The organism is Pseudomonas syringae, assembly GCF_002157375.1.
In the GTDB taxonomy this organism is placed as follows: Bacteria; Pseudomonadota; Gammaproteobacteria; order Pseudomonadales; family Pseudomonadaceae; genus Aquipseudomonas; species Aquipseudomonas syringae_T.
Map to the genome: position 1 here is coordinate 28,446 of NZ_MTSA01000020.1, position 24,224 is coordinate 52,669.

The 24,224-nt window shown below is 59.7% G+C and carries 23 protein-coding genes; 13 read left to right on the forward strand and 10 right to left on the reverse strand.

Going from position 1 to position 24,224, the window contains the following annotated elements:
• The first annotated feature begins 267 nt into the window (after positions 1 to 267).
• The gene (gene yihA, locus BW686_RS22155; RefSeq protein ID WP_005731658.1) at positions 268 to 903 is read left to right on the forward strand and encodes a ribosome biogenesis GTP-binding protein YihA/YsxC; all 636 of its coding nucleotides are present in this window, start codon (positions 268 to 270) and stop codon (positions 901 to 903) included.
• Positions 904 to 1,145: 242 nt separating this feature from the next.
• Here yihA and polA read toward each other — a convergent pair whose 3' ends face one another.
• Complete coding sequence (gene polA, locus BW686_RS22160) at positions 1,146 to 3,911, reverse strand: DNA polymerase I (protein WP_084919599.1); 2,766 nt, start codon at positions 3,909 to 3,911, stop codon at positions 1,146 to 1,148.
• A 74-nt stretch (positions 3,912 to 3,985) separates the two neighbouring features.
• Between polA and BW686_RS22165 the strand changes: the two genes are divergently transcribed.
• Both BW686_RS22165 and BW686_RS22170 read left to right on the forward strand, forming a co-directional pair.
• On the forward strand, positions 3,986 to 4,273 hold the full coding sequence (locus BW686_RS22165) for a DUF2782 domain-containing protein (RefSeq protein WP_024645121.1): 288 nt from the start codon (positions 3,986 to 3,988) through the stop codon (positions 4,271 to 4,273).
• Between the two features lie 49 nt (positions 4,274 to 4,322).
• Entirely contained in the window at positions 4,323 to 5,273 is a 951-nt protein-coding gene (locus BW686_RS22170; RefSeq protein WP_084919600.1) for a homoserine kinase, read from the forward strand.
• Between the two features lie 89 nt (positions 5,274 to 5,362).
• Here BW686_RS22170 and znuA read toward each other — a convergent pair whose 3' ends face one another.
• Positions 5,363 to 6,298, reverse strand: a complete 936-nt coding sequence (gene znuA, locus BW686_RS22175) for a zinc ABC transporter substrate-binding protein ZnuA (RefSeq protein ID WP_084919601.1) — start codon at positions 6,296 to 6,298, stop codon at positions 5,363 to 5,365.
• Positions 6,299 to 6,365: 67 nt separating this feature from the next.
• On the opposite strand from znuA, the gene BW686_RS22180 reads away from it, so the two are divergent.
• Genes BW686_RS22180 through BW686_RS22195 form a run of 4 tightly spaced genes read left to right on the forward strand, consistent with a single transcriptional unit; the run spans position 6,366 to position 9,172 of the window.
• Positions 6,366 to 6,848 carry a Fur family transcriptional regulator gene (locus tag BW686_RS22180; RefSeq protein ID WP_005887988.1) on the forward strand — a complete coding sequence of 161 codons (483 nt, stop codon included), beginning with the start codon at positions 6,366 to 6,368 and terminating at the stop codon, positions 6,846 to 6,848.
• On the forward strand, positions 6,848 to 7,636 hold the full coding sequence (gene znuC / locus BW686_RS22185) for a zinc ABC transporter ATP-binding protein ZnuC (protein ID WP_084919602.1): 789 nt from the start codon (positions 6,848 to 6,850) through the stop codon (positions 7,634 to 7,636). The genes BW686_RS22180 and znuC overlap by 1 nt, the downstream gene beginning before the upstream one ends.
• Positions 7,629 to 8,417, forward strand: a complete 789-nt coding sequence (gene znuB, locus BW686_RS22190) for a zinc ABC transporter permease subunit ZnuB (protein ID WP_084919603.1) — start codon at positions 7,629 to 7,631, stop codon at positions 8,415 to 8,417. The genes znuC and znuB overlap by 8 nt, the downstream gene beginning before the upstream one ends.
• A gap of 38 nt (positions 8,418 to 8,455) precedes the next feature.
• The gene (locus tag BW686_RS22195; protein ID WP_084919604.1) at positions 8,456 to 9,172 is read left to right on the forward strand and encodes a PA5502 family lipoprotein; all 717 of its coding nucleotides are present in this window, start codon (positions 8,456 to 8,458) and stop codon (positions 9,170 to 9,172) included.
• Positions 9,173 to 9,412: 240 nt separating this feature from the next.
• Here BW686_RS22195 and katE read toward each other — a convergent pair whose 3' ends face one another.
• Positions 9,413 to 11,563 (reverse strand): catalase HPII, encoded by a 2,151-nt coding sequence (gene katE, locus BW686_RS22200; RefSeq protein ID WP_084919605.1) that lies wholly within the window; start codon positions 11,561 to 11,563, stop codon positions 9,413 to 9,415.
• A gap of 316 nt (positions 11,564 to 11,879) precedes the next feature.
• Between katE and BW686_RS22205 the strand changes: the two genes are divergently transcribed.
• The 4 genes from BW686_RS22205 (at position 11,880) to BW686_RS22220 (ending at position 15,398) form a co-directional block, all read left to right on the forward strand.
• Entirely contained in the window at positions 11,880 to 12,887 is a 1,008-nt protein-coding gene (locus BW686_RS22205; RefSeq protein WP_084919606.1) for a methionine ABC transporter ATP-binding protein, read from the forward strand.
• Positions 12,887 to 13,561 (forward strand): methionine ABC transporter permease, encoded by a 675-nt coding sequence (locus BW686_RS22210; protein ID WP_084919607.1) that lies wholly within the window; start codon positions 12,887 to 12,889, stop codon positions 13,559 to 13,561. The genes BW686_RS22205 and BW686_RS22210 overlap by 1 nt, the downstream gene beginning before the upstream one ends.
• A 52-nt stretch (positions 13,562 to 13,613) precedes the next feature.
• On the forward strand, positions 13,614 to 14,387 hold the full coding sequence (locus BW686_RS22215) for a MetQ/NlpA family ABC transporter substrate-binding protein (RefSeq protein ID WP_084919608.1): 774 nt from the start codon (positions 13,614 to 13,616) through the stop codon (positions 14,385 to 14,387).
• Between the two features lie 213 nt (positions 14,388 to 14,600).
• On the forward strand, positions 14,601 to 15,398 hold the full coding sequence (locus tag BW686_RS22220) for a DMT family transporter (RefSeq protein WP_084919609.1): 798 nt from the start codon (positions 14,601 to 14,603) through the stop codon (positions 15,396 to 15,398).
• Positions 15,399 to 15,422: 24 nt separating this feature from the next.
• On the opposite strand, the gene BW686_RS22225 is transcribed toward BW686_RS22220, so the two are convergent.
• The gene (locus tag BW686_RS22225; protein ID WP_084919610.1) at positions 15,423 to 16,055 is read right to left on the reverse strand and encodes an SCO family protein; all 633 of its coding nucleotides are present in this window, start codon (positions 16,053 to 16,055) and stop codon (positions 15,423 to 15,425) included.
• A 54-nt stretch (positions 16,056 to 16,109) separates the two neighbouring features.
• Positions 16,110 to 16,622 (reverse strand): cytochrome c oxidase assembly protein, encoded by a 513-nt coding sequence (locus BW686_RS22230; RefSeq protein ID WP_084919611.1) that lies wholly within the window; start codon positions 16,620 to 16,622, stop codon positions 16,110 to 16,112.
• Positions 16,623 to 16,919: 297 nt separating this feature from the next.
• Between BW686_RS22230 and BW686_RS22235 the strand changes: the two genes are divergently transcribed.
• Positions 16,920 to 17,570: a hypothetical protein gene (locus BW686_RS22235; RefSeq protein ID WP_084919612.1), complete on the forward strand. Its 651-nt coding sequence runs from the start codon at positions 16,920 to 16,922 to the stop codon at positions 17,568 to 17,570.
• 106 nt (positions 17,571 to 17,676) lie between these two features.
• On the opposite strand, the gene BW686_RS22240 is transcribed toward BW686_RS22235, so the two are convergent.
• The 5 genes from BW686_RS22240 to BW686_RS22260 form a co-directional block, all read right to left on the reverse strand.
• Complete coding sequence (locus BW686_RS22240) at positions 17,677 to 19,209, reverse strand: SulP family inorganic anion transporter (RefSeq protein ID WP_084919613.1); 1,533 nt, start codon at positions 19,207 to 19,209, stop codon at positions 17,677 to 17,679.
• 104 nt (positions 19,210 to 19,313) lie between these two features.
• The gene (locus tag BW686_RS22245; RefSeq protein WP_084919614.1) at positions 19,314 to 20,054 is read right to left on the reverse strand and encodes a carbonic anhydrase; all 741 of its coding nucleotides are present in this window, start codon (positions 20,052 to 20,054) and stop codon (positions 19,314 to 19,316) included.
• A gap of 205 nt (positions 20,055 to 20,259) precedes the next feature.
• A complete protein-coding gene (locus tag BW686_RS22250) occupies positions 20,260 to 21,318 on the reverse strand; it encodes a PA0069 family radical SAM protein (RefSeq protein WP_084919615.1) in 1,059 nt (352 codons plus the stop codon).
• A 113-nt stretch (positions 21,319 to 21,431) separates the two neighbouring features.
• Positions 21,432 to 22,100, reverse strand: coding sequence for an isoprenoid biosynthesis glyoxalase ElbB (gene elbB / locus BW686_RS22255; RefSeq protein WP_084919616.1), 669 nt, complete (start codon positions 22,098 to 22,100; stop codon positions 21,432 to 21,434).
• Positions 22,101 to 22,306: 206 nt separating this feature from the next.
• The gene (locus tag BW686_RS22260) at positions 22,307 to 22,969 is read right to left on the reverse strand and encodes a DedA family protein (protein WP_084919617.1); all 663 of its coding nucleotides are present in this window, start codon (positions 22,967 to 22,969) and stop codon (positions 22,307 to 22,309) included.
• Between the two features lie 231 nt (positions 22,970 to 23,200).
• Between BW686_RS22260 and hemB the strand changes: the two genes are divergently transcribed.
• Entirely contained in the window at positions 23,201 to 24,211 is a 1,011-nt protein-coding gene (hemB, locus tag BW686_RS22265; protein ID WP_084919618.1) for a porphobilinogen synthase, read from the forward strand.
• The last annotated feature ends 13 nt before the right edge of the window (positions 24,212 to 24,224 follow it).

Sequence of the window (24,224 nt, forward strand, 5' to 3'; positions counted from 1 at the left end):
CTTCAAGCGACGGTGTTTCGACCGGGCGTGAAAGCCTGAGTTCGTTAGTGTAACGCTGAGGTTGTAAAAATGGGCGGCCTTGGAAGGCCTTTTTGCATAAGGAGTGAAGCAGGTCATGTCTGAATGTTCCAGCCGCCATTCAGAGCGCCCCGTCAGGGTGCGAGTATGGGCCGGGTGGCAGGTGTGTCATTATATGCCCACGCACTTAAACGAAACCGACACCTCTTGGCGCACCCCCATGCAGTCAAGGCCTTCACCGGAAATCACATGCAGCTCAAAAACCCCATTCTCGGTCTGTGCCAACAGGCCACGTTCATGCTCAGCGCCGCCAAGGTCGATCAATGCCCCGATGACGAGGGTTTTGAAGTCGCCTTTGCCGGTCGCTCCAACGCGGGCAAGTCGAGCGCGCTGAACACCCTGACCCACGCCAGCCTGGCGCGTACCTCCAAGACCCCGGGACGTACGCAGCTGCTGAACTTCTTTGGTCTGGACGAAGACCGGCGTCTGGTCGACCTGCCGGGTTACGGCTACGCCAAAGTGCCCATCCCGCTCAAGCTGCACTGGCAGCGCCACCTGGAAGCTTATCTGGGCAGCCGCGAAAGCCTGAAAGGTCTGATCCTGATGATGGACATCCGTCATCCAATGACCGACTTCGACCTGCTGATGCTGGACTGGGCCATCGCCAGCAACATGCCCATGCACATTCTGCTGACCAAGGCCGACAAGCTGACCTATGGCGCAGCCAAGAATACGCTGCTCAAGGTTCAGGCCGAGATTCGCAAGGGTTGGGGCGATGCCGTGAGCATTCAGTTGTTCTCGGCCCCCAAGCGCATGGGGCTGGAAGAGGCCTACACCGTGCTGGCCGACTGGATGGAGCTGGAAGACAAGGCGCCTGCGGAGTAAATCGCAGGCAAAAAAAGACCCCGGACTTCGCATGGGGAGGGGGAAGTTCCGGGGCTCAAGGTCCAGACCTTAGGGTGGGATCTGGATATATGCCAACACTTAACACAACTAGGAGCACGATGGATTTTTCAATCAATCGAAACCTCTGACTCCTGTCCAAATGGTTAAGTTCCAGCAATGAAGAAAAGTTCACATTTCCTACAAGGTTTGACGAACTCCCCTACGAGTTCGCCCTTTTTGGCTCAATGTGCCTCGTCCCAGTTGTTGCCGACGCCCACTTCCACGAGCAGTGGCACTGCCAGTTCTGCCGCGCCGCTCATGTGCGGACGGATCTGTTCGCTGATCTGATCGACCAGGTCTTCGCGCACTTCCAGCACCAGTTCGTCGTGGACCTGCAGGATGACCCGCGCGTCCAGGCCGGATTCTTCCAGCCAGCCATTCACCGCCACCATTGCTTTCTTGATGATGTCTGCCGCCGTGCCCTGCATCGGTGCGTTGATCGCCATGCGCTCGGCGCCTTTGCGCAGGGACGGGTTCTTGGCGTTGATGTCCGGCAAGTACAGGCGACGACCGAAGATGGTTTCGACAAAGCCCTGCTCGGCGGCCTGGGCGCGGGTGCGCTCCATGTAGTCCAGCACGCCGGGGTAGCGGGCGAAATAGCGGTCTACGTAGGCCTGTGACTGTTTGCGGTCCACGCCGATCTGCTTGGCCAGGCCAAACGCGCTCATGCCGTAGATCAGGCCGAAGTTGATCGCCTTGGCGCTACGGCGCATGTCGTTGGTCACGCCGTCCAGCTCCACGCCGAAGACTTCCGCCGCCGTTGCCCGGTGAACGTCCAGGTCGTTGCGGAACGCATGCAGCAAGCCTTCGTCCCTGGCAAGGTGCGCCATGATCCGCAGTTCGATCTGTGAATAGTCAGCGGCCAGCAGTTTGTAACCCTTTGGCGCCACGAACGCCTGACGAATCCGGCGCCCTTCGGCGGTGCGGATGGGAATGTTCTGCAGGTTCGGATCACTGGAGGACAAGCGCCCGGTCACGGCCACGGCCTGATGATAAGACGTGTGAATACGGCCGGTGCGCGGGTTGATCTGCTCGGGCAGGCGGTCGGTGTAAGTGCTTTTGAGCTTGCTCATCGAGCGGTATTGCATCAGCACCTTGGGCAGCGGGAAGTCCTGTTCCGCCAGTTCGGCGAGCACTGCCTCGGCAGTGGAGGGCTGGCCCGTTGCCGTCTTGCTCAGAATCGGCATGCCGAGTTTTTCGTAAAGAATCACGCCGAGCTGCTTGGGCGAGCCCAGGTTGAATTCTTCACCGGCAATCGCGAAGGCTTCGCGCTCCAGCGCGGTCATCTTGTCGCCCAGCTCGACGCTCTGGATGCCCAGCAGGTTGGCATCGACCAGCGCGCCCTGGCGTTCAATGCCCGCCAATACGGGGACAAGCGGCATTTCGATCTCGTTGAGGACGGGCTGCAACGTCGGTATTGCCGCCAGACGCGCCTCGAAGACCTCATGCAGGCGCAGGGTCAGGTCGGCTTCTTCAGCGGCGTAGTTGCCTGCCTGCTCGATGGCAATCTGGTCGAAGGTCAGTTGCTTGGCACCTTTGCCGGCGATGTCCTGGAAGTTGATCGGCGTGTGCGTCAGGTACTTGGCCACCAGGCTGTCGCGGTCATGGCGGGTCGCGGTGGAGTCCAGCACGTAGGATTCCAGAATGGTGTCGAACCGGACGCCCTGCAAATCGATGCCTTGAGCCTGATCGCCGTCGATTGCGCAGTTGGCGAGCAGATTGATGGCGAACTTGGCATGCTGACCGACCTTGGTCTTGCTCGGGTCTTCCAGCAGTGGTTTGAGGGTCTTGAGGACGGTGTCACGATCCAGTTGCTGCGGAACGCCCATGTACGAATGGGTCAACGGGATATAAGCCGCTTCGTGGGTCTGGATGGCAAAAGACAGACCGACCAGTTGCGCACGCTGAGCGTCGTTGCCGTTGCTCTGAGTGACGAAAGCAAACAGCGGCGCGGCTTGAAGTTTTTTCAGCCAGGCGTCGAACCGGTCCTGTTCAAGAATCACTTCGTACGCGGCTTCTTTGGCCGCCACGGTCGGCTCTTCGACCGGCAGTTCCTGCCCGGCGCGTTTGGCGTCGCGCTGCAAGTCTTCGATCCAGCTCTTGAATTCCAGCTCGGCGTACAGCTCCATCAGCGTGTCGCGATCAGGCTCGCCGCAATGCAGCTGGTCCAGCTCGATGTCCAGCGGCACGTCGATCTTGATGGTCGCCAGCTCGTAGGACAGAAAGGCCATCTCACGGTGTTCTTCGAGTTTGGCGGCGAGGGTCTTGGCCCCCCGGATCGGCAGGGTTGCGACCTTTTCAAGGTTGTCGTAAAGCTCCTTGATCCCGCCACCAACGCCGACCAGCAGGCCGACGGCGGTTTTTTCACCGACGCCGGGCACGCCGGGAATGTTATCGACCTTGTCGCCCATCAGCGCGAGGTAATCGATGATGTGCTCAGGGCCGACGCCGAATTTTTCTTTCACGCCTGCGACGTCCAGCACGCTGCCGGTCATGGTGTTGACCAGGGTGATGTGGCCGTCGACCAGTTGCGCCATGTCCTTGTCGCCGGTGGAGATGACCACCGGGCGATCCGCCGCCGCGCTGCTGCGCGCCAAGGTGCCGATCACGTCGTCCGCTTCGACGCCTTCAACGCACAAAAACGGGTAGCCCATGCCCTTTACGCAGGCGTGCAACAGATCGACCTGCACGCGCAGGTCGTCCGGCATGCTGGGCCGGTTGGCCTTGTAATCGGTGTACAGCGCGTCCCGAAACGTCCCGCCCTTGGCGTCGAAGACCACGGCCAGCGGGCTGTCCGGGTACTGGCGGCGCAGGCTTTTGAGCATGTTCAGCACGCCTTTGACGGCGCCGGTCGGCAACCCTTTGGACGTGGTCAGGGGAGGCAGTGCGTGGAAGGCGCGGTAGAGGTAAGACGAACCGTCCACCAGGACAAGCGGCGCTTGGGTCATGAGCAGAATCAACCTTTTCGGCGGGGTCGGCGCTAGAATGCGCGAACCATTGACGACAAAGGGACAAGGTTATCATGCGCAAGGTAAATCGACTGTTATTGACCGGCCTGTTGGCACTTTGCCCTTTGCTTGCCGTGGCGGCGGAGGACTCACCTTCGGCAGCGCCGGACGTTACCATTCGCACTGATGGCGACAGAACCATTCAGGAATACCGCCAGAACGGCTTCCTGTACGCGGTGAAGATCACCCCGAAGCACGGCAAACCCTATTTCCTGGTGCGCGCCGATGGTACAAGCCCAAACTTCATTCGTTCGGACCAACCGGATATGCTGATCCCGCAGTGGGAAATATTCAGCTGGTAGCTGTTATCCGGCAGCACCCTACATTCACTTAACTGTTGGCAGTCCCGATATGTCTGTTTTTACCCCACTGGCTCGGCCCGAGCTGGAAACATTTCTTGCCCCTTACGGGCTCGGCCGTCTGCTTGACTATCAGGGCATTGCTGCCGGTAGTGAAAACACCAATTACTTCATCAGCCTGGAGCAGGGCGAGTTTGTCCTGACCCTGGTCGAGCGCGGCCCGGTTCAGGAGATGCCGTTCTTCATCGAACTGCTCGACGTGCTACACGAAGCCGATTTGCCGGTGCCTTACGCCTTGCGCACCACCGACGGCCAAGCCCTGCGGGAACTGGCGAGCAAGCCTGCGCTTTTGCAGCCGCGCCTGCCCGGCAAGCACATCAGCGAGCCGAACACCCAGCATTGCGTGCAGATCGGCGAGCTGTTGGCCAATCTGCATCTGGCGACCCGCGAACAGATCCTTGAGCGCAAGACCGATCGGGGTCTGGACTGGATGCTCAGTGAAGGTCGGAATTTTCTGTCGCACCTGGGTGAGGCTCAGCGGACGTTGCTTGAGGCCAGCCTTCAGGAGATCGAAGACCTCACACCGCAGATCATGGCGCTGCCCCGCGCCAACCTGCATGCCGACCTGTTTCGCGACAACGTGTTGTTCGAAGGGACACACCTGACCGGGCTGATCGATTTTTACAACGCCTGTTCCGGTCCGATGCTCTACGACCTGGCAATCGCACTCAACGACTGGTGCTCACGCGAGGACGGCCAGCTCGACGCCGTCCGCGCCCGCGCCTTGTTGGGCGCTTACGCAGGCCTGCGACCGTTTACGGCTGCGGAGTCAAAGCTCTGGAACACCATGCTGCGCATAGCCTGCGTGCGTTTCTGGCTGTCACGCCTGATCGCCGCCGAGACCTTTGCTGGCCAGGACGTGCTGATTCACGACCCCGTGGAGTTCGAGCAGCGTCTGGCCGAGCGCCAGGCGCCCACTGTCGCGTTGCCGTTTGCACTCTGACGGATGCTCCGCTTTTGACTGTCGTGCCAATGCTCCGCGTCGGCACGACAGTCAAGCGTGAGCGAGCAGTGCCTGAAGTGCCTGAGCACTCAAAGACTGCTCAGGCAGCCCGCCAGATCATCCGCCAGTTTCTGCAGCACCTGCTCGTAACCCTGCGCAGTGGCCTGGGTGTAGCCGCCCAGCCCGTCGAGTTCTGCCAGTTTGACCGGCAGCCCGGCGCTTAGCGTTTCGGCCAGACGAGGGCGCAGCGGTGGTTCGCTGAATACGCAGGTCTTGCCCGCGGCTTTCAGACGCTCGCGCATGGCAGCTACATGCTGCGCGCCGGGCTGGATCTCGGCGGCGATGGCGAAGACGCCGGCATGTTTGAGCCCGTAAGCCTCTTCGAAATAATCGAACGCCTCGTGGAACACGAAATAAGGCTTGCCCGTGACGGCACTGACACGGTCTTTGATGCGCGCGTCCAGCGCATCCAGACGCTTGCTGAACGCCCCTGCATTACTGGCGTAGCGTGCGGCATTGGCCGGGTCGGCGGCGCTCAGGTCTGCAGCCATTTTGGCTGCAATCACCCGGGCGTTGACCGTCGACAGCCAGAGGTGCGAGTCCAGGCTGCCGGGCCGATGATCGTGATCATGCTCGTCGGTGTCGTGGTCATGAGCGTGGTCGTCATGGGAGGCATTGTCTTCGCCAAAGTGGCGCAGGTGCATGCCCGGCAGCGATTGCACGGCCACCGAAGGCAATGTGCGGCCCTGAATGACGCGCGGCAGGAAGGTTTCCATGTCCGGGCCGATCCAGTAGAGCAGGTCGACCTCCTTCACGCGCCGTACGTCGGATGGGCGCAGCGCGTAATTGTGAGGTGATGCGCCGGGTGGCAGAAGCACTTCCGGCTTGCCGACGCCGTCCTGTACAGCCGCCGCAATCAGCTGCAATGGCTTGATACTGGTCAGCACTCTGACCTCGGCGTGAGCAGGGGCAACGATCAGCAGACTGACCCACAAAACAGCAACAAGATTGAAAAGACGGCGCACTCGAATCACTCATATAAGCCAGGAACGGGTAACATAATAACGTCTCTAGCCAATATCGTCGCTGCTCATGCCCAATACTCCCCTGGCCAGTCGCCCCCATGATCATTCCCACTGCGTGCATTCGGCCCTCGCCGAAGCGGACGCTTTGTGCATAAAACAGGGGCTGCGCCTGACGACATTGCGCCGTCGCGTGCTGGAGCTGGTGTGGCAAAGCCACAAACCGCTGGGTGCCTACGACATCCTGGCAGTCCTCAGCGAGGAAGACGGTCGCCGCGCCGCGCCGCCCACGGTGTACCGCGCGCTGGATTTCCTGCTGGAAAACGGCTTGGTCCATCGTATCGCCTCGCTCAACGCCTTCACCGGCTGTAACCACCCGACCCACGCGCATCAGGGGCAGTTTCTGATCTGTCGCGTGTGCCACGCCGCCATCGAGTTGCAGCACCCTGCAATCAGTAATGCGGTAGTCGATGCTGCTGCCGGCGTCGGTTTTGCGGTCGAAGGCCAGACGGTCGAGATCGTCGGTGTGTGTTCCGGCTGCAAGGCCGCCTGATGACGGATGCATTGATACGTCTGGAGCAAGTCGCGGTCACTCTGTCCGGGCAAAGCGTGCTGGACAATATCCAGCTCAGCGTTCGCCCCGGCGAGATCGTCACGCTGATCGGCCCCAATGGCGCAGGCAAGACTACGCTGGTGCGTGCCGTGCTGGGTTTGCTCAAGCCCGACTCCGGCACGGTCTGGCGCAAGCCCAGGCTGCGCGTCGGTTACATGCCGCAAAAGCTGCATGTGGATCAGACCCTGCCGTTGTCGGTGCTGCGCTTTCTGCAACTGGTGCCCGGCGTGAGTCGTGCGGCTGCACAGTCGGCGCTGGAAGAGGTCGGTGCCGAAAAAGTCATCGACAGCCCTTTGCAGGGCATTTCCGGCGGTGAAATGCAGCGTGTTCTGTTGGCCCGTGCCTTGTTGCGCGAGCCTGAGCTGCTGGTGCTCGACGAGCCCGTGCAGGGCGTCGACGTCGCCGGGCAGGCCGAGCTGTACAGCCTGATCACCCGATTGCGTGACCGTCATCGGTGCGGTGTATTGATGGTGTCCCACGATCTGCACCTGGTGATGAGCACCACCGATCAGGTGGTGTGCCTGAATCGCCACGTCTGCTGTTCCGGTCATCCCGAGCAGGTCAGCCATGATCCGGCGTTCGTCGAGCTGTTCGGCAAGAATGCGCAGAGCCTGGCGATCTACCACCACCATCACGACCACGCCCATGATCTGCATGGTGCCGTCGTGACCGATGCCCCGGCGGCGCCCCACACTCACGTTCATGGAGACAGCTGCAAGCATGGCTGATTTTCTACTGTATGCCTTGCTCGCAGGCGTTGCACTCGCTCTGGTTGCCGGTCCGCTCGGGTCCTTTGTAGTCTGGCGGCGCATGGCCTATTTCGGCGACACACTGTCCCATGCCGCATTGCTCGGCGTGGCGCTCGGCTTTTTGCTGGACATCAGCCCGACCATTGCGGTGACCGTTGGCTGCCTGTTGCTGGCGGTGCTGCTGGTCACGCTGCAACAGCGCCAGCCACTGGCGTCGGACACGCTGCTGGGGATTCTCGCGCCGAGCACGCTGTCGCTCGGGTTGGTGGTGCTCAGTTTCATGCACGAAGTGCGGATCGACCTGATGGCTTACCTGTTCGGTGATCTGCTGGCGATCAGCCCGGCTGATCTGGCCTGGATTCTGGGTGGCAGCACGCTGGTGCTGGTGCTGATCGTTGCGCTGTGGCGGCCATTGCTGGCCATGACCGTTCACGAGGAGCTGGCGCGAGTCGAGGGCCTGCCTGTCGCTGCGCTGCGCATGGCGCTGATGCTGCTGATCGCGGTCGTGATTGCGGTGGCGATGAAAATTGTCGGTGTTTTGCTGATTACCTCGTTGCTGATCATTCCGGCAGCTGCGGCACAACGTCACGCCCGCTCGCCGGAACAGATGGCTGTGGGCGCAAGCCTGCTGGGCGTGATTGCGGTCTGTGCCGGGCTATCATTATCATGGTTCAAGGACACCCCGGCAGGACCGTCTATAGTGGTATCCGCTGCGGCGTTGTTCTTGCTCAGCTTTGTTCTACCCAGGCGAGCGGTGTAGACTTGCTCGTTTTTTGCGCAAACTAGAGAATCGCAGGAATGAAGCCGCTCGCCCCACGCTATCTGCTGCTGGTCGCATTTTCCATCCTGTTGGGTGCCTGCCAGAGTGCGCCTGATGCCGGGACGCCTGCTTCCGACGTTCCGCCTGACGCCTTTGCGCAGCTTGAACAGAACATCGCCAGCAACGAGCTGGCAACGGCCGAGGATCAACTCGCGGCGTTGCAGGCGGCCAATTCTGCTGACATCCGTCTGGAGCCTTCTCAGCGCCGTCTGGCTGAGGCCTATTTAAGCCGTAGCCAGATCAGTCTGCAAAAAGGCGACATGAACGCAGCCGCCAGTGCGTTGAGCCGTGCCCGGGCGTTGATGCCCAAAGCACCCGCGTTGACCAGTGGCGTCAACGGCGCCATCGCCCATGCACGCAAGGCAGAGCTGGAAAAAGCCGAAGCGGACTTGAAAGAGGCTGAAGCCAGAAGGGTGGCCAAACTGGTCGATCCGTCCGCAGAAAGCACCACGATCGATCTGAAAATCGGCGATATGCGCGCACTGCGCCATCAACTGGACGACATCGCAGCGGACACCGTCGCGTTCAATTGTGATGTGCTGCTGGTGGTGCCACGCACCGAAGATTACCCGTGGCTGGCCACATTGCTGACCAAGCGGGTGGTCAAGGCCAATCCGGATTTCGAATTGCAGCTGCGTCGAGAAATCGAGCGCAATGAAAAAGCGCACATCGTTTTGACGCCCGCGAAGTCCTGAACTGTTGTTTCATAAGCGGACGCAGAGCGTCCAGAACTGCTTGACTCTGGCAGAAGGCCGTGGGAGCGAACTTGTTCTCGAAAGGGCCATTACATCCGCTGATGATGTAGCGCCTGGAATAGAGCTTTCGCGGACAAGTCCGCTCCCACGCCCTCCGGGCAGAAGCCCCCATTTCGCACGCTCATCGAGATTATGCATCACGATGAGCGCGGGAGCGTAGGAACGAGACTGGCGTCTAGATCAAGCCGGAACAGCCTTGGCTTTCACTTCACGGTCCCAGACGCGGTGTTGTGCCATTGCATCGAAGAACGTTTCGAACGATTTGCTATCGGACACCACCAACAGCCCCGCGTCTTCTTCCAGGCGCAGCAAACTCAGCAGGTCTTTGGCTTCCCCGGCAACGGAGATGGCCTTGAGGTGCTTGTAGGCTTCCAGGATGAAGTGCAGCGCCACGCCGTCGGTGCTCAACGCTTTCACCGAGTCTGCGCCGCCCGGCACGAATACCGCATCGAACGCCACCGAAGGCAGGCCTTCAGCTGAGGCATCCACCGGCAGGCTTTTGCCATCGGCCGTCTTGACCGGTGCGGATGTCGGGCCGAGTACCTTGGCGTGTGCGCCCTTGGCCGTCAGCGCGGCTTTCATGGCGTCGACAGCTTTGCCGTCAACGCCATTGGCCACAAGAATGGCGACTTTGCGCGAAACGATGTCGCCAGACAGCAGGTTGACCTGACTCAGCGCCGGCGACTCTTTTACCGATGTCGAGCGCGCAGGGACAGTTCCGGCAGTCGGTGCGGGCAGGCCCAGATTGGCCGCTACCCGGCTGGCCAGTTCCAGGTCGATGTTGGCCAGAATCTCATTGACCTGACGGGCACGAATGTACTCGCGCTCGACCTTGCCCAACTCGAAGCTGTACGCCGCGATGATGTGCTCTTTCTCGTGATGGCTCATGCTCTGGAAGAACAGGGTGGCCTGCGAGAAGTGATCGCCGAACGATTCGCTGCGCTCACGAACCTTGTGCGCTTCAACGCGCTCAGGGTACGTCTCGAAGCCGCCATCCACGGCAGCCGCAGGGGTTTCTTTCGGCCAGCCGCCATCAATCGAGTTCGGCTCGTACGACGCACGACCCTTGTCGATGGTGGTGCGATGCTGTGCGTCGCGCTGGCCGTTATGGTTCGGGGCGATAGGGCGGTTGATCGGGATTTCGTGGAAGTTCGGGCCGCCGAGGCGGCTGATCTGCGTGTCGGTGTAGGAGAACAGGCGACCTTGCAGCAGCGGATCGTTGGAGAAGTCGATACCCGGCACGATATGGCCTGGGCAGAAAGCGACCTGCTCGGTTTCGGCGAAGTAATTGTCCGGGTTGCGGTTCAGTACCATTTTGCCCAGCGGCGTTACGGGTACCAGTTCTTCCGGGATGATCTTGGTCGGATCCAGCAGGTCGAAGTCGAATTTGTGCTCATCTTCCTCGGCGACGATCTGCACGCCCAGTTCCCATTCCGGGTAGTCACCCATCTCGATGGATTCCCACAGGTCGCGGCGGTGGAAATCGGTGTCCTTACCAGCCAGCTTCTGTGCTTCGTCCCAGACCAGCGAGCACACACCGAACTTGGGCTTCCAGTGGAATTTGACGAACGTGGATTTGCCTTCGGTATTGATCATGCGGAAGGTGTGGATACCAAAACCCTGCATGGTGCGCAGGCTTTTCGGAATCGCACGGTCAGACATGGTCCACAGCACCATGTGCGCAGATTCCGGCACCAGCGATACGAAGTCCCAGAAGGTGTCGTGAGCCGAGCCACCAGTAGGGATCTCGTTGTGTGGCTCGGGTTTTACCGCATGCACGAAGTCAGGAAACTTGATCGCATCCTGAATGAAGAAGATCGGCATGTTGTTGCCGACCAGGTCGAAGTTGCCTTCGTCGGTGTAGAACTTGACCGCAAAACCACGCACGTCACGCACGGTGTCGCCCGAGCCGCGCGGGCCTTGAACGGTCGAAAAGCGCACGAACACCGGGGTTTTCTTGCCCGGATCACGCAGGAAGCCTGCTTTACTCAGCGCGCCCTGGTCTTCGTAAGTCTGGAAATAACCGTGTGCCGCGGTGCCACGGGCGTGAACAATGCGCTCCGGGATCCGCTCATGGTCAAAGTGTGTGATTTTTTCACGCATGATGAAGTCTTCCAGCAGCGACGGGCCGCGGCTGCCGACCTTCAGGGTGTTCTGGTTATCGGCGATCTTGACGCCGTGGTTGGTGCGCAGCGCCTGGCTGGTCGCATCCGAACGAAACTGCTCGAGGCTGTCGAGCTTGGCATTGGTGTTGCCCCGATCCAGTGTGTCGGTGCCTGCCATTTCGCTTTTGGGTGTGGGGGTTACAGGTGGGTTTTTCTCGCTAGCCATCAGAAACAACTCCTTATTTCGACCCAATCGTTGAGTTGGGTTCGATGAATACGACTTCCCTGATGCAAGCGGGAAATCACGGTATCCAGAAAGTGACCGGCGTGGAAAACAGCCGTTCACTCCGATTGAAGGCCTTTCGCACCAACGGTCGTGTTATGCCCGTTACGCAGGACAGCCTGCAAATAAATGCTAAGCACTGCGGGCCGGACAGGCTAAAATGCGCGCCCGGCTAATCTGGCCGAGGTAACGAAGCAAGTGGGAACAGACCCTGGCCCACTGCGCTGATTTTTTAACGCGCCCCCACAAGGTTCGCTCCGTGATCGAGTTTCATAACGTCCACAAAACCTATCGGGTAGCAGGCAAGGAAATCCCGGCCCTGCACACCACCAGCCTGCGCGTCGAAGACGGTCAGGTGTTTGGCATCATCGGCCACTCGGGTGCCGGCAAAAGCACGCTGCTGCGCCTGATCAACCGGCTCGAAACCCCCAGCGGCGGGCAGATCGTGGTGGATGACGAAGATGTCACTGCGCTCGACGCCAATGGCCTGCGTCGCTTCCGCCAGCAGGTCGGGATGATTTTCCAGCACTTCAATCTGCTGGCGTCCAAGACCGTCGCCGACAACGTCGCGATGCCGCTGACCCTGGCGGGCGACATGCCGCGCCAGCAGATTGACCAGCGCGTGGCCGAGTTGCTGGCGCGGGTCGGGCTGTCCGATCACGCCAAAAAGTACCCTGCGCAACTGTCGGGTGGTCAGAAGCAGCGCGTCGGGATTGCCCGCGCGCTGGCGACCAAACCCAAGATTCTGCTGTGCGACGAGGCCACCAGCGCGCTCGACCCGCAAACCACGGCGTCGGTCCTGCAACTGCTGGCCGAAATCAATCGCGAGTTGCAACTGACCATTGTGCTCATCACCCATGAAATGGACGTGATCCGACGCGTCTGCGATCAGGTGGCGGTCATGGACGCGGGTGTGATCGTCGAGCAGGGCAAGGTGGCTGACGTGTTTCTGCATCCGCAGCACCCGACCACCAAGCGCTTTGTGCAGGAAGACGACCAGATCGATGAAAACGAACAGCGTGACGACTTTGCCCACGTTCAGGGCCGTATCGTGCGTCTGACGTTTCAGGGCGAGGCGACCTACGCGCCTTTGCTCGGCACCGTGGCCCGGGAAACCGGCGTCGACTACAGCATCCTGGCCGGTCGTATCGACCGCATCAAGGACACCCCTTACGGGCAACTGACGCTGGCGATCACCGGTGGCGATATGGAGGCCGCCTTCGCGCGGTTCACTGCCGCTGATGTCCATATGGAGGTGCTGCGCTGATGGACGCTTTTCTGAACCTGTTTTCCAACGTTGACTGGTACGAAATCTGGGTTGCCACCGGCGATACCATGATCATGCTCAGCGTTTCGCTGGGTTTCACTGTGCTTCTGGGGCTGCCGCTGGGTGTGCTGATGTTTCTGACATCGCCGCGTCAGTTGCTGGAACACAAGCAGCTGTATGCCACTGTCGGCCTGATCGTGAACATGCTGCGCGCGCTGCCGTTCATCATTCTGCTGATCGTGATGATGCCGCTCACTGAAATCATCACCGGAACATCGCTGGGGATTCTCGGCACATTGCCACCGCTGATTGCAGGCGCCACGCCGTTTTTCGCCCGTCTGGTGGAAACCGCGTTGCGTGAAGTGGATCGCGGCATCATCGAGGCCACACAAGCGATGGGCGCCACCACCCGGCAGATCATTCTCAAGGCGCTGCTGCCTGAAGCGCGGCCCGGCATCCTGGCAGCGATCACCGTGACGGCCATTGCGCTGGTGTCCTTCACCGCGATGGCGGGTGCGGTGGGCGCGGGCGGGCTGGGTGACCTGGCGATTCGTTATGGTTATCAGCGTTTTCAGAACGATGTGATGTTTGTCACGGTCGTACTGTTGCTGGTGCTGGTGCAGATTCTGCAGACCGTTGGCGACAGACTGGTCGCGCACTTCACCCACCGTTGATCGAATCAGTTGGCGTCGGCCCGCCTCATGCGGGCCTCAAAGGAGTTGTTGCATGAAGAAACTATTGGCCATATTTGCCGCTGTTACCGCCTTGTCCGCGCAGGCCAACGAAACCCTGACAGTGGCAGCTTCGGCTGTGCCGCACGCAGAAATCCTGGAGTTCGTGAAACCGACCCTCGCCAAAGAGGGCGTTGATCTGGAGATCAAGGTCTTCAACGATTACATCCAGCCGAACGTGCAGGTGTCCCAGAATCGTATGGACGCGAACTTCTTCCAGCATCAGCCCTATCTGGATGAGTACAACAAAGGCAAAGGCACCGATCTGGTGGCCGTGGCCAAGGTTCACATCGAGCCATTCGGCGCCTACTCGGACAAATTCAAAAGCCTGGACGAGCTGCCAAACGGTGCCAATGTCGCGCTCCCTAACGACGCCACCAACGAAGGCCGCGCCTTGCTGCTGCTGGCCAAGAAGGGGCTGATCACGCTGAAAGACCCGACCAACATCCTGTCCAAGCCTTCGGACGTGGTGAACAACCCGAAAGACCTGAAATTCCGCGAGCTGGAAGCCGCCACACTGCCACGCGTGCTGACGCAGGTCGATCTGGCGCTGATCAACACCAACTACGCCCTGAGCGCCAAGCTTGATCCTGCCAAGGACGCGCTGGCCATCGAAGGTGGCGATTCGCCCTATGCGAACATTCTGGTTGCGCGCCCGGACAACAAGGATTCGGACGCAATGAAAAAGCTGGTCGCAGCCCTGCACAGCCAGGCAGTAAAAGACTTTCTGGCCGAGAAATACAAAGGTGCTGTGGTTCCGGCGTTCTGATTTGATCGCGTTGCCTGAGTCGCATGCCGATGCTGGCGTCGGCACGCTGCTCAGTATCGAGACCTGAAAAAACTCACCGGATCGCTGTCGAGCGATCCGGATGAGGCTGCAATAACACCGGGGCCGGACAGGTATTCGTATTCTCGAACATTGCCCCGTCAACATGGACCGGCTTTTCGTCAAACGAACAGCCAACGACAGGTATTGTCATCAATGCATTCCACTTTCAGCAAAGGCGTCGTCTTTGCACTCTCCGCTGCGGCACTGAACGCAACGATTGGCGTACTCAGCAAAATACTCATGAGTAATGGCTTCACTGCCAGCAGTGTGGCTGTCATCAAGACTGTTCTGGGCTGCATACTCCTTTCGGCCTTGCTGTTTTTTCTAAAGCGCCCGGCGTCAACGGCGAAATGGATACACGCGGCGATCTGTGCCTTCCTCGGCATTTTTGTCCTGTTCCACTTTGAAACTTCCGCCTACCGAAGTTACGCAGCGGCAGGGGTGGTGGTGATACTGATGGCCAGCGCTTCGATATCCGCGATTATTCTGGGGCGCATCTTTCTCAAAGACGCCATTACGGCGAATGCGGTGGTGGGGGCGGGCCTGGCCATTGCCGGGATTGCGGTGATCTTCGGCGCCGATCTTCAGCAGGGTTTTACCCTGCAGGGTGCGGCGCTCGCCTCAATAGCCGGTTGCGGTTACGGAGCGTTCTCTGTCGCCATGAAATACATGGGCGTGTCAGGAGGGCTGCACTTTACTCGGCAACTTCTGTTTTTCGGCAGCCTCTACCTGTTGATGCCGGCAGCGGTAGACGGTTTTGTGATCGGCGAACTGTCACCACAAGCCATTGCCGCGTTGCTGGCGCTGGCCGCCTTACTGGCGTTTGTCGTGCTCAATGAAGTGCCGCGTGAAAGCCTGTATGCCGGCGCGGTGCTGATTATCGTCGGGCTATGTTTCTCTAACGAGCTGATTCGCCTGGGCAGCAAGGCACCCGCCCGGTTGAGCGAGTAGGCCCTGATCAGCTTCGCTGAGCGCTTAGTCCCGCTCCAGCAAACCCGGTAATTGCCTGATCAGCTTCTGGCTGTTCAACGGGGCGCGGATGAAGCCTCGTTGTTTGCCGTCCGGGCCGATCAGGGCCAGGTTGCCGCTGTGGTCGACGAAGTAGTTCGGCGTGCTGGTGTCGGCGGGGATGAACGGGATGCTGACCGCGCTGGCCAGCTTCTGTATGTCTTCCACCGGGGCGGTCAGGCCGATGTACTGCGGGTCGAAATAGCTGAGGTATTGTTTGAGCTGTTGGGGTGTGTCGCGATGGGGGTCGACGCTGACCAGCACCACGCGCATCCGCTCTACCGCTGCTTTGGGCAGTTCGCTGCGAATCTGCTTTATCTGCGCCAGCGTGACAGGGCAGATGTCTGGACAGAAGGTGTAACCGAAGAACATCAGCGTCCATTTACCTTTAAAGCCATCAACGGCGACGTCAGCGCCGTTCTGATCAATCATGCTCAGTGCGGGCAACGCACGGCTTTTTGGCAAGAGGATCACGCCGGCATCATTGAGCGCCGCCTGGTCTGGCGTCCCGTTACCCGGCAGCAAGCGACTGACGATCAGCCCCAAAGTAAGCGCCACAATGGCGGCAACGATGAAAGCGGTTTTCTGAATTCGGGTCATGGCTTCAGCGTGATGAGGTGGGTCGGCAATAATGGCTTATATCCTGAGCACAGCCTAGCGCGCAGAGACATCGAACAGCGTATACGCGAGGGTCAGGTGCTTCACGTCGGCCGGTAAATCGCGATCAACGATGAAGCGCACCGGCATTTCGATGCGCTCACCCGGTTGCAATGTCTGCTGGGTGAAGCAGAAACATTCGGTCTTGTGAAACCAGACCGCCGCTTTTCCGGGTGAAATACCCGGTACTGCCTGGGCCTTCATTGGTTTGTCCGTCGAGTTCTGCGCCACAAAGATCATTTCATTGATTGCGCCCGGTTGGACATGCATCTGTCTGGCACGCGGATAGAACGCCCAGACCATGCCTGCCGCGTTGGTCGAGGTGAACTGCACTTCGACCTGGCGCGAGTCATCAATCGGCTGCTGATCCGCATTGCCGGCCTTGTCATGCCCGTTCAGGGTTCCGGTCAGTGCGTCATAGAGCGGCGACAGCGCAAATCCGCCCGCGAACATGATCGCCAGCAGCAGTTGAAGGACAAACAGGCGTCCGCGCGAAACAGGCTGAGTCATGACGGCTCACTTTTACGTCAGTCGGGCGTGCCGAGAAGAGGGTTCTCGACATCAGAGTAGTCGGCTTGTGCAAAAGATGGGGCCTGGAGCCGCTGCAGCCGGCATAACGGTCAGTTACCGTATGCCGTTTATGGCCAAACGGTCAAAAAATGAGCAAAAAAGCAGCTGATATAGCCGATGCCTATAAATGCAGATCGGTTATGACAAAAACGTCTTAGGCATTTAGTTAATCAAGCTAACGTATGACTTTCCATAAACGAACCACGGGGTTCAAGACCCGCAGGAGTGCCTAACGCCATGAACACCGCCGCATTGCGCGAGCAGATACAACAAGCCCATCAACATGAGGCCAACACAGGCCATTTACTGCAACAGCTGGAGCAAAAGCTGCCCCATCTTCACCCTGCCATCCACTTGCCCGATGTTGACGCAAAGGACGTGCTGACGCGTTTCGTCACGGCCTACATCGATCTGGTGCCCGACCTGCTGGACGCTGCTCACGAGGTTGCGGTGGAAGCCGGAATTGAAGGGCAGATCAAGCCGGTGCTGAAGATTGCCGAACAATTCTTCGCTGCGCCACCAGCCATCATGGCCGGGCACGAAGGCCTGGAGGGACTGCTGGATGAGGCTTATCTGGCACATCGGCTGGTCGAGGAAGTGAACGACCTGTACATCAAGCATTTCGGTCAGCCGCTGATACCGTCCAATACAACGGTCGCCAGCGTGATCGCGCATCAATTGATAGGCGAGCAATTTGCCAACCAACTGGACGAAGCGGTCCATCACGCCGTGGATCAACTGCTGGATGATGAAAGCTTCGCGCTGGACTCTGTCGAAGCGTATCGCGAGAGGCTGATCAGTCCTGACACGGGCGCGGCGTGGAAGCGCTGGCCAAGCCTGTCACGGCAATTGGGCATCGGTCTGGAGCTGGAGCGCTCCGTTATCTGATCCGGACACCCGCCAGAATGTCTTCGCCAGCAATGGAAGGGGCCGAATATCGCTCCGCTGCTACGCGAAGACCCATCCGCCCCCTGTCATTTTCCGGCAACGACGATCAGGTTGCGGCTGAGCCGATACCTGTTGTCGTGTAGATTCGCCCTTCCAGACGACGCTTCAGGCCACGCGGTTCGATGATCAACCGGGTTCCGTGGGCAGCGTTGGAACGGCCCCACTCTTCCAGCAGTTCGAGGCAGGAGTGGTCGATATACGACAGATTGCCCAGCGGCACATGCACGGTGCTGCCCTGCGGGATTGTGCCCAGCGCCTGAGTCAGCGCCGGCACCTTGAGGAAGGTCGCAGCACCGACCAGACGCAGCTCGTACTCCTTCTTCTCTACCAGCTCGACCACATTGATCTTCAGGCGCGAAGCCTTGAACGCCAGCTTGACCAGCGTCATGCCGAAGCCGACCAGCACACCGGTCAACAGGTCCGTGAAGATGATCGCCATTGCGGTGGCCGCGTAGGTGAACATCGGCATCCGGCCATAGCGGCCCAGACCACGAAACGCTTTGAGGTCGACCAGTTTCAGGCCGGTGTAGACCAGCACGCCAGCGAGGCTCGCGACCGGGATGCTTTGCAGCACGCTCGACAGCAGCAGCACGAAGGCAAGCAGCCAGAGGCCGTGAAAGATCGTCGAGAAACGGGTTTTGGCACCGGCCTGAACATTCGCCGAGCTGCGCACGATGACGCCTGTCATCGGCAGTGCGCCGAGCAGACCGCACAGCATGTTGCCCACGCCTTGAGCGCTGAGCTCCTTGTCGAAGTCGGAGCGCTCGCCGCTGTGCATGCGGTCGACCGCCGACGCGGAGAGCAGCGTTTCAGCGCTGGCAATGAACGCCACCACGACTGCCGCAATCAGGATCGCCGGATCGGCCAGGTTCATCAGGTCCGCAGGGCGCAGCCAGTCAATGGCGTCGGCCAGGTTGTCAGGCACTTCAACGCGCTTGACCTGCAAGGCCAGGAACAGGCTGATGCCAGTGGCAAGGCCGACACCTAGCAGGGCGCCGGGCACGAACCGTAGCGACTGAGGACGCAATTTTTCCCAGCCCCACATGACCAGCATGGTGCCCAGACCGAGCATACCGGCCTGCATGCCGGTGCCTGGCCCAATGGCCTGGACCAGTGTGGCGGGGAACGCGATCAGGTTGTCCAGCCCGGAAGGTTTGGGACCGCTGTCAAACATCACATGCGCCTGTGACAGCACAATCAGCACGCCGATACCGGCCAGCATGCCGTAGACCACTGCGGGTGCAGTTACCCGGAACCAGCAGCCAAGTTTGAAACGTCCGGCCAGCAACTGAAGCAGCCCGGCCAGCAGCAGGATCGGCCCGAGCATGGCCATGCCATGCTCACGCACGACTTCAAAGACCAGCACCGCCAGACCTGCCGCGGGGCCACTGACCTGTAGCGGCGAGCCAGCTATCCAGCCAACGACCAGCCCGCCAATAATGCCGGTGATCAGCCCTTTGGCTGGCGGCATGCCGGAGGCAATCGCGATCCCCATGCACAGCGGCAGAGCGACCAGAAACACGACCACGGAAGCTAAAAGCTCCCGTGGTAAGACGGATTTCAATTCTGTAATTCCCATGACGCTGCTCCGTGATTCTTCAGACGAGGCAAGGCTGGCGGCGCGCATCATGCGCAGCCGCCACCCGCAAAAAAGAGGTGCTTGCCGTCAGCCGTGACTGTTAATCAGTCGACTGAAAAGCGTGCTTTGGGGGAAGCCATGGGTGCCGGACCTTTACCATCAAGGGGCACGAAACTGTCACGCTCGGCATCGTAGGCCAGGATTTCGCTGGTTTCGATGCTGTAGACCCAACCGTGTATGAACAGCTGACCGCTGGCCATCTTCGCCGCAACCGAAGGGTGGGTGCGCAAGTGTTGCAACTGGGAAATCACGTTTTCCTGAGTCAGGACCTGCATGGTTTCCAGCTCGCCGCTGCAGTTGCAGTTTTGCTCGACCACGGTGCGGGCCACTTCGGCATGACGCAGCCAGGCTTTTACCGTTGGCATCTTGTCCAGGCTGTCCGGGTTGAGAACGGCCCGCATAGCGCCGCAGTCGGAGTGTCCGCAGACGATGATGTGCTGCACACCCAGGGCAACCACTGCATATTCCAGCGCGGTGGAAACACCACCGTTCATCTGGCCATAAGGCGGCACGACGTTACCCACGTTACGTGTCACGAACAGGTCGCCAGGGGAGCTTTGAGTAATCAGTTCGGGCACGATGCGCGAGTCGGCGCAAGTGATGAACATGGCCCGTGGCGACTGTGCGGTTGCCAGCTTTTTGAACAGTTCTTCCTGCTGGGGGAAGACTTCGTTACGAAAATGTACAAAACCATCGACGATCTGTTTCAGCGCTACGTCGGCGCTACTCAACGAACTGTCGGTGCTGGACGACGTAGCCGAATGCTGGTTATCCGTGTCTCTCATCTCTTCATCCTCTCTGACGGATTGATGTGGATTTCTCATGCCTGTTTGACCAGAGCCGGATGTGATTCCTGTTACAAGAATCACGAAAAAAATCCCTTGAGCGTTATCGCTGATGACACTCAGGGTTACAGACTAATCGCCCAAGCTTAAGCGAAACTGAACGCGATGGCTCTGGATCGCGGGTTTGCACGATAGTACCAAGTTGTTACAGCAGTGACATTTGCCCGCCGGGCGGGCAAAACGCATCGCAATCCAGTGTAAAACTTTCGCGCCGGTTCAGGCCCAGGCGTTTTACAGCTATTGCATAACGCTGCGCCAGCAAGTCGGCAAACGGCCCTTCACCGCGCATCCGGGAGCCGAACTCGCTGTCATAAAGTGCCCCGCCACGGCTTTGACGTATGAGGCTCATCACATGATCAGCGCGTTGCGGGTAGTGTGTCTTCAGCCACTCGTCAAACAACGGGGCGACCTCCAGCGGCAGGCGCAGCATCACGTAACTGGCGCTTAAGGCACCAGCGGCTTTCGCCTCGCTCAGCAGGGCCTCCAGTTCGCTGTCATTGATCATCGGGATCATTGGCGCGCACAGCACACCGACCGGCACCCCCGCCTGACGCAGCACCCTAATGGCCCGCAATCGGGCCTTGGGCGCTGCGGCCCTGGGTTCGAGGATGCATTTGAGTTCATCGTCCAGCGTCGTCAGGCTGATAAATACCGACACCAGCCGCAACTTCGCCATTTCTGCGAGAAGGTCCAGATCCCGCAGGATCAGCGAGCCTTTGGTAATGATGCTCACGGGATGACGATAGCGCAGCAGTACCTCAAGCGTGGCGCGGGTGATCCGGTATTCGCGTTCTATAGGCTGATAAGGATCGGTGTTGGCGCCCAGCGTGATGGGTGCGCAACGGTAGCCCGGTTTGGAGAGCTGCTGCTCCAGCAGCGCCGCGGCGTTGGTCTTGGCGATCAGTCTGGTCTCGAAATCAAGCCCCGGCGACATGTCCCAATACGCATGGCTGGGTCTGGCGAAACAATAGATGCAGCCGTGCTCGCAGCCCCGGTACGGGTTGATCGAGCGATCAAAAGGGATATCCGGCGAACTGTTGCGGGTGATGATGCTTTTGGCGGTTTCGCAGGTGACTTGTGTGCCTTGGGTCAGCGGGACTTCCTGATACCAGCCGTCATCCTCGGCCACGGACTGGCTGGGCGCAAAGCGATTGTGAGGATTGCTGGCGGTGCCGCGGCCACGAACCGGGAAAAGACTGGGCATCTGAGGCTACTCGAATACTGTTTATACATACAGTAAAGCATAAGCCTCGGTGCATCGCTATTGCAGGCCAGTCAAACACCGCTCGCCTGACGAGCGGTGTGTGAACGAACCGATCAGATATCGCCCTCGTGAGTCAGCTCCAGCACCCGGTCAACCAGCTTGTTGATGCCCGATGCCGCCTCGCCGATGCTGTTGGCAACCATGTAAGCCGGCGTGCTGACCAGCTTGCGTGCCTCGTCCTCGACGATGTCATCGACAGCACATTCTGTGTGGCTGCCGCCCATTCTGGTAATCGTCGCAGCCGTTTCGGGGTCGTTGCCGATGGTGCAAGTGACACCCGGGCCGTAGATCTTGGCCGCCAGTGCCGGTGTGATGCAGATCAGCCCCACCGGCTTGCCAGCTTCGGCGAACGCCTCGGCCAGTTCCAGCAGGCCGGCCTCCACCTGACACGAATGGCCCTGAAGGGCGAGGTCAGACAGGTTTTTCGCAGCGCCGAAGCCGCCGGGGATAATCAGGGCGTCAAAGTCTTCAGCATTTGCCTCGCGTATGTCCTTCACCGCGCCACGGGCAATGCGCGCCGATTCAATCAGCACATTGCGCGATTCAGGCATTTCTTCGCCGGTCAGGTGATTGATCACATGATGCTGCGTGATGTTTGGCGCGAAGCATTGAACCTGCGCGCCCCGCTGGTCCAGACGAAGCAGGGTCAGCACGCTTTCATGAATTTCGGCGCCATCGTAGACACCGCAACCGGACAAGATTACAGCCACTTTTTTCTGCATCGATTCGGCTCCTTGAGCGCAAGCAATCTGGGGCTTCTTTTAATTCGCCTTACCATTGATCGCTTTTCGGACCGGGTGTTCAGTCATTCGATGCCGGCTGTGGTGGCGCGGGCAGAGGAGGGGCGTGTCAGTAGCGTTTGAAGGCGGCTGTGCCGGTCGCCGAGCGAGCCCGTCGGGCCGCACTCGGGAGTGGTGCGAAATGACGGTTATTCGTCGGTGCTTTTCTTCAGGTCGACCGGCACGGGCACAGGCTCATCCAGATCGGAAGCCGCTGCCGAGGCGCAGAAGCGTCCTTTTTCTTCACGCGCTTCGCGGGCAATGCGGGCGTTCTTGATGCGACGGCGGATCCACAGGCCCAGCCCCAGCAGCAGGAGCGCGCCCAGCACCCAAAGCTCGTATTTCTTGATATTGCCCAGCAGGCCTTCAAGGATCGCGCCGAAGTGGTAAGCCGCCGAACCCAGCGCTGCCGCCCAGACCGCAGCGCCGATGCCGTTGAGCAGCAGGTACCTGCCCGGTGGGTAGCCAGACAGGCCGATGGCCACCGGCATGACGGTTCTCAAACCATAGACGAAGCGGAAACCCAGCACCCAGATGTCCGGGTGCTTGCGCACCAGCCTGAGGGCCTTGTCGCCCATGAGTTGCCAGCGAGGCTTGCGCGCCAGCAGCTTGCGACCGTGCCTGCGCCCCATGAAATACCACAACTGATCACCCGCGTAGCTGCCGAAAAAGGCGACGAGAATGACAATGTTGAGGTCCATGTAACCGCGAAACGCAAGAAAGCCGGCAAGAACCAGAATGGTCTCGCCTTCAAAAAAGGTGCCGAGGAACAGGGCAAAGTAGCCGAATTCGTTCAAGAAATTCTGGAGCATTGTCTGGATGCTGGCGAAATGAACGCGCAGCCTAACGCGCCGAAGGGAATCATGAAAGTGTCGATATGTGTCTCGACGTTAAAGATTCTTACAACCACAATGGTTGCATCCCCTTTAAGTCTGTGACCGCGACGTGCAGTCGCAGGTCGAACCATGACTGTCACACATTGGTCATAATGGCGGCTTATAACTCTCTGGCTTGCCCGCGTACGCGGGCTCAGGTGTCTCGCCGTGAGCCTGACCCCCGCTAACCGCCTTTTTCCTCTCACTCGTCTGCGCCGTAATCGCCGCGACGACTTTTCTCGTCGGCTGGTGCGTGAAAACGTTGTAACCGTCGATGATCTGATCCTTCCCGTATTTGTGCTCGACGGTGAAAACCGTCGCGAATCCATTGCCTCTATGCCTGGCGTCGAGCGCCTGAGCGTCGATCTGCTGCTCAAGGAAGCCGAGCACTGGGTCGCACTGGGCATCCCGGCGCTGGCGCTGTTTCCCGTAACACCGCCGGAAAAGAAATCCCTGGAGGGTGCTGAAGCGTGGAACCCGGACGGGATCGCCCAGCGTGCCACCCGCGCCCTGCGTGACCGCTTCCCTGAGTTGGGCGTCATCACTGATGTGGCGCTGGACCCGTTCACCACCCACGGCCAGGACGGCATTCTTGACGAAGAAGGCTACGTGCAGAACGACATCACCGTCGATGCACTGGTTAAACAGGCGTTGTCCCACGCCGATGCAGGCGCTCAGGTGATTGCACCCTCGGACATGATGGACGGCCGGATTCAGGCCATTCGCGAGTCTCTGGAGCTGGCGGGGCACGTCAACGTACGCATCATGGCTTACTCGGCCAAATACGCCAGTGCCTATTACGGCCCGTTTCGCGATGCGGTGGGTTCTTCATTGAACCTGGGCAAGGCCAACAAGGCGTCCTATCAGATGGACCCGGCCAACAGCAACGAGGCGCTGCACGAAGTGGCTGCCGACCTTGCCGAAGGCGCCGACATGGTGATGGTCAAGCCAGGCATGCCTTATCTGGACATCCTTCACAGGGTCAAGGATGAGTTCAAGGTGCCGACCTTTGTCTATCAGGTCAGTGGTGAATACGCGATGCACATGGCAGCAATCCAGAATGGTTGGCTGAGTGAAGGGGTGATTCTCGAATCCCTCACTGCCTTCAAACGCGCAGGTGCCGACGGCATTCTTACTTATTTTGCCGTTCGTGCCGCTCAACTGTTGAAGGGGCAATAGCCTCACAGGAACA